The sequence below is a fragment of the Kordiimonas sp. genome, assembly GCF_048260245.1.
Taxonomy (GTDB): Bacteria; Pseudomonadota; Alphaproteobacteria; order Sphingomonadales; family Kordiimonadaceae; genus Kordiimonas.
In genome coordinates, this window is sequence record NZ_JBLXGZ010000028.1 from 47,880 (window position 1) to 53,879 (window position 6,000).

Consider the following 6,000-nt stretch of genomic DNA (forward strand, 5'->3'; position numbering starts at 1 on the left):
CGTCTCCTAATGATAGCCGCCCCGCATGCCCCGTCGCACCGGCCGAACAAAAGGTGCCTTTTCTTGCGGCAAGGCCACACCTATAGTGCTGGCACTTGAAACTCAGCCATAAAATAAAAAACCGTACAGTACAGCGAGGCACTCAGAATGCATCCCCTTCAAAGGACACAGGGACCTGCCCCCCACACAAAGTGCACCTTCCGCGTCTTGTCATACGCTAGCGGCCTTGCTGTCGGTATGTGTGCCCTCCACCTTACAGGGGGTGTAACCGCCGACGATGGTCTGAAAGAGAATCTCAACGAAATCAGCGTCACCGCCATCAGAAGCGAAGACCGCGCGCTTCAGCCCACCCAAGCGCTGAGTGAACAGGATATTGAGAGCAGGCTCCCCACCGATTTTACCGAGGTCTTCCGTGCGGTTATGGGTGTGGGCATCCGCACAAACTCCCGCGGGGAAGCTGTGCTCAGGCTTCGTGGTTCGGAGGAGCGCCAGTCGCAGATATTCATTGACGGGGCGCCCATCAGCGTGCCGTGGGACGGCCGCGCCGACCTGTCGCTGTTCCCGGCCAGTTTCATCAGGAACGTCAGCATCATCAAAAGCGCCGCGCCCATTGAATATGGCGCCAATGCCGTGCTGGGGGTGGTGGATATCTCCACCTTCGAGACCAGCGGGCATTTCAAGATGAACGCCCGGACCGAGGTTGGCAGCCACGATTCCTACCTGCTGGAGGGCGAGGTTTTTGTACCCGTAGGCGGGCTGGACCTGCAACTGGGTGCCAACCGTTTCAGCCGGGATGCCATCAGCATTGCAAGCAGTGACCCGATCCCCTTTGACCCGCAGGCGGACGATGGCCGGACCAATACCGACCTTGAGAGCACCAGCTTTTTCGCCGCCGCCGCCCTTGAGCGCGAGTGGGGTACCTTCCGTCTTTCCGCGATGGATATCGACGCTGAAAAAGGCATTGCCGCCGCCGCCCACATCGACCCCGCCGAGGGCGCCCCCCGCTTCTGGCGCTACCCAGACTGGCACATGACCCAGATCAGCCTTGCCGGTGATATCGCGCTGGGTGAGGCAACCGGCCTGCGTGTCAATGCATGGCACCAGCAGTTTGAGCAGCAGATCGTCTCCTATAGCGATGTCACTTACAGCCAACCCGAGGAGCAGCAGGACGACCGCGACCGCACCTATGGCGGACGGCTGGTGCTGTCGCACGACTGGCAGCACCTGACCACGCGCCTTATCACCTCAATACAGGAAAGCACACACACACAGACCGAGACTGACCTTATGGCAGACACCACCAGCGAGCCGGAGCAGTTCCGCCAGCGGCTGGTCAGCATCGGTGGTGAAGTGGATATCCCCCTCAGCAGTATGGTCAAAAGCTCGCTGTCGCTGGCGTATGACCGCGCGTCCACCCCGCTCACCGGTGGAAGGCCTGTGCAGCCTGCCATCGCCAACTGGGCGGCAGGCGGCGCGACTGAGTGGCAGGCATCACAGGAACTGACCGTCACCGCCACGCTGGGCCTGCGCACGCGCTTCCCAACCATGCGGGAGCTGTACGGAAACGCGCTCGGCCGTTTCCTCCTGAACCCTGACCTGAAGCCGGAAACCGCGCTTGTAAGCGACGTGACATTCGCGTGGACACCCGCCACTCTGCCGCTTGAACTATCCCTCACCCCCTGGTTCACGCGGATTGACGACACGCTTTCCCAGCGCAACGTGACGGTGGACGGCGTCTCACGCAGGCAACGCTACAATCTGGACGGCTCAAACGGATACGGCATTGAAGCGGGGGCGATCTGGCAGGCAACAAACGCCCTGACCCTTGAAGCCAACGCCTTCTGGCAGGACCTGAAGGCCGACCGCGCGGCAGACGGCACCCGCCCGACCCTTTACCAGCGGCCAAAAAGCCAACTGCTGCTGGCCGCGAACTATATGTTCGCAAGCGGCGGTAACGTGAGGGCAGAGATGAACCACCTGGGCCATGCGTTCGATGAAAATGAAGACGGCACTGTGGCCCGCCTTGGCACCTCTACCGAGTTCAATGTCAAATTCTATATGCCAATCAAACAAACAGACTATGGCATCTGGCAGGTTTACGGCGCCTTGAACAATATCACTGATACGGTGGTCCTGCCGCAGCTTGGGCTTCCAGATGCCGGACGCACGTTCAAGCTGGGCATTCGACTGGCCAGTGACTGAAGGCAAATGTACCTCGCGAATATGTGAAGTGCAGCGGGGTCAAAAAATGCCACCATGGCGACCGCGTTTATGACTTTAATTTTATTACTGTATAACACTTTGAGGCTATTTGAAGTATCAGTTACAAAACGTCAGGAAGCCACTTCCTAGACAAAAATGTGGAAAAACCGACACAAAAGGGGGGACACCTATGAAGCTCGGGATAAATATTGCACTGGCAATGATGCTCGCCGCCACACCGGCGATGGGCGCAGACGACGCAGAACAGAAACCACAGAAACCAATGTCGGCCAAGACATTCGATGGCCTCAAGGTCAGGAACATTGGCCCGGGCTATATGTCCGGCCGCGTGGCAGATATCGCGGTTGACCAGACAAACCCAAACATCTGGTATGTTGCTATTGGCTCAGGCGGGGTTTGGAAAACCGTCAACGCCGGCACCACATGGACCCCGATTTTTGACAAGCAGGACGTATATTCCATCGGCGATGTAACAATCGATCCAAGCAACCCGAACATCATCTGGGTGGGCACGGGTGAAAACAACGCGGGCCGCCACATCGCCTTTGGCGACGGTGTCTACAAGTCGCTTGATGGCGGCAAGACATGGAAGAACATGGGCCTCAAGAAATCCGAGCATATTGGCGACATCATCGTGCATCCAACCGATTCAAACACGGTCTGGGTATCCTCACAGGGGCCATTGTGGTCAAAGGGCGGTGAACGCGGCCTCTTTAAAACCACAGATGGCGGTAAAACATGGCGCAATGTGCTTGAGGGTGATGAGTGGACCGGGGTTGGCTCTGTCGCTATCGACCCCAAAAACCCGGACAAGCTGTATGCGGCCACATGGCAGCGCCAGCGCACGGTTGCAGCCCTTGTGAACACGGGACCGGGCTCCGCGCTTTATACGTCAGATGACGGCGGCGAAACATGGGTGAAAATGACAAATGGCCTGCCCAAGGAAAACATGGGCAAATCCAGTATCGCTGTGTCGCCGATCGACCCGAACGTGGTTTATGCCGCGATCGAGCTTGACGAGCGCAAGGGCGGTTTCTGGCGATCTTCAGACAAGGGCGCAAGCTGGGAAAAAATGTCTGACAAGGTCGCGGGCGGCACCGGGCCGCACTACTATCAGGAGATTTTCGCGGACCCCGACACGTTCGACCTGATCTATATGTCCAATAACGCAAGCGCGGTGTCCAAGGATGGCGGCAAGACATGGGAAACCATGAACCTGAAAAACCGCCATGTGGACGACCACGCCTTCGCCTTCCACCCCACCGACCCTGATTTCATCCTCGTGGGCTCCGATGGCGGGCTTTATGAAAGCCGGGACGACATGGCAACATGGCGTTTCATGCAAGGCATTTCTGTCACGCAATTCTACAAGATCGCAGCGGATGACGACCTGCCCTTCTATAATGTTTATGGCGGCACGCAGGACAACTCCACCCAGGGCGGTCCAAGCCGCACCATGCGCGCCGACGGCATCAAGAATTCAGACTGGTTCCTGATCCTGGGCGCGGACGGCCACCAACCTGCCACCGAACCCGGCAACCCGGATATTGTCTATGGCCAGTGGCAGCGCGGCAGCCTTTCCCGGCATGACCGCAGGCTGCGCGAAAGCACTTTCATACAGCCGCAGGGCAAACCGGGCGACCCGGCCGAACGTTTCAACTGGGATGCGCCGATCAACGTATCGCACCATGACCCGAAACGGCTTTACCATGCGTCACAGCGCCTGTGGCGGTCAGACGATCGTGGCGATAGCTGGACCCCAATCTCTGGCGACCTGACACGGGACGGCAACCGCCTGCACATGCCGATGATGGGCCGCACCTGGAGCCGCGAAGCGGGCTGGGACCTCTATGCCATGTCTGACTATCACACCATCGCCAACGTGGCGGAAAGCCCGGTTGACGAGGATATCCTTTATGTGGGCACGGATGACGGCCTCATTCAGGTCACCACAGATGGCGGCAATAACTGGACCCGCTATGAGGTAAGCAAGATCAAGGGCGTGCCTGCGCGGGCCTATGTGAACGATATCCGCGCTGACCGTTTCGACGCTGACACGGTTTATGCTGCGCTCGATAACCACAAGGAAGGTGACTATAAACCTTACCTGATCAAGAGTACCAACCGCGGCAAGTCATGGCAGCTTATCACTGACGGGCTGGGGGAAAAGAACCTCGTTTGGCGCATCACGCAAGACCATGTGAACAAGGACCTCATGTTCCTTGGCACCGAGTTTGGCCTCTATTTCACGGTTGATGGCGGTAAAGAATGGATTGAACTGACAGGCGGTGTGCCGACCATCTCCTTCCGGGATGTACGCATCCAGCGCCGGGAAAACGACCTTGTGGCGGGCAGCTTTGGCCGCGGTATCTTCATCCTTGATGACTATACCCCGCTGCGTAACATTGATGCTGCAGCCCTTGAGAATGAAGCCCTGTTGTTCGCAGACCCTGAAACACTTCTCTATGTGGAAGACGAGTTTCACAGCGACAGCCAGGGCGACGACCAGTGGGTTGCGGAAAACCCGCCTTACGGCACAATTCTCACCTACTATCTGAAAGACAGCTTCAAATCCGCCAAGGAACAGCGTGTTGAGGCAGACAAGAAAGCTGTGAAGGAAGGCAAGGATGTCTTGTTCCCTGCGTGGGATGTGCTGGAAGCCGAACGCCGGGAAGAAGAGCCCGCTGTCTTTATCACCATTCGTGACGAAGCCGGCAATGTGGTGCGGCATGTGGCAGCCCCGAACAAAAAGGGCGTGCACCGGGTGACGTGGGACCTCCACCACGCGATGAAGGAAGCCATCACCAACGAGCCCAGGCCCGAGTGGATGGGCGAACCGAAAGGCGTGAAGGCGCTACCAGGCCAGTATAGTGCCACGCTCAACGTTCGCCAAAACGGCGCCATTCGGGAACTGGTGGGCCCGGTGTCGTTTAATGTGACCGAGTACATCGAACCAACGCTCGATGGAGCTACCCCCGCCGACGCGCAGGCGTTCCAGCAAAGGGTGATCAAGGCGGAAACCGCCGTGAAGGCTGCCAGCATCACTATTGCTGACCTGCAGAAAAAGCTGGAAGGTTACCGCACGGCACTTGACCGTACAGCCGACCGTGCCGCGCTAGAGACACAATATGCTGCCCTCCGCGCGGAGATTTTCAGCCTTGAGGAAGCGCTTGATGGCAAACGTTCCCGCGACCAGATGGGGGCAGCGCCTGCCACCATCAGTAGCCGGGTCGGTTTCGCCAAGTTCAGCAGCTCCACGAGCTATGGGCCGACCCCCCAAAGCCGGGAGCAACTGGGCTACGCGCTTGAGGCGTTCACGGGCGTGAAAGCACGGCTTGAGACCTTGCTGGACACCACGGTCCCGGCGTTTGAAAAAGCGCTCATGGACGCTGGTGCCCCTTGGGTACGCGGCGCGGCAACACTGCCGGATGCTGACTAAAGCGTTACGCTGAAACGTAAAACAAGACAAGGAGCCACCGGGCATGCCCGGTGGCTCATCTATGGTGTGGGGCCAAAAGTTGAAGACAAAGGGGAGAGAACAATATGATGAACCGGATAAAAGCGATGATAGGCGCAGGCCTGCTGCTGGCGGGCACCAGCGCTGCAATGGGCGTCGAAGTAAAAATTCCTGACCTGAGGGGTGATAACCGCGGTGACCGCGTGACCGGTAACCCGTGGGCAACACGAAGCGCGGTTCTCGGGCGCCACGGCATGGCCGCAACCTCGCACCCACTGGCGAGCCAGGTGGCGATTGATATCCTCAAGAAAGGCGGCACG

The 6,000-nt window shown here is 58.5% G+C and carries 2 protein-coding genes and 1 pseudogene; all 3 read left to right on the top strand.

The annotated features are described in order from the left end of the window. The first annotated feature begins 237 nt into the window (after positions 1-237). Positions 238-2,202: a TonB-dependent receptor plug domain-containing protein gene (locus ACN0VM_RS13550; protein WP_417451428.1), complete on the top strand. Its 1,965-nt coding sequence runs from the start codon at positions 238-240 to the stop codon at positions 2,200-2,202. Positions 2,203-2,392: 190 nt separating this feature from the next. Further along, positions 2,393-5,662, top strand: a complete 3,270-nt coding sequence (locus ACN0VM_RS13555; RefSeq protein WP_417451429.1) for a VPS10 domain-containing protein — start codon at positions 2,393-2,395, stop codon at positions 5,660-5,662. 104 nt (positions 5,663-5,766) lie between these two features. Continuing rightward, a pseudogene (locus ACN0VM_RS13560) lies at positions 5,767-6,000 on the top strand (gamma-glutamyltransferase); the annotation flags it as partial.

Coding starts and splice junctions, on each gene's coding strand:
- ACN0VM_RS13555 (WP_417451429.1), top strand. CDS start 2,393: ATGAAGCTCGGGATAAATATTGCACTGGCAATGATGCTCGCCGCCACA.
- ACN0VM_RS13550 (WP_417451428.1), top strand. CDS start 238: ATGTGTGCCCTCCACCTTACAGGGGGTGTAACCGCCGACGATGGTCTG.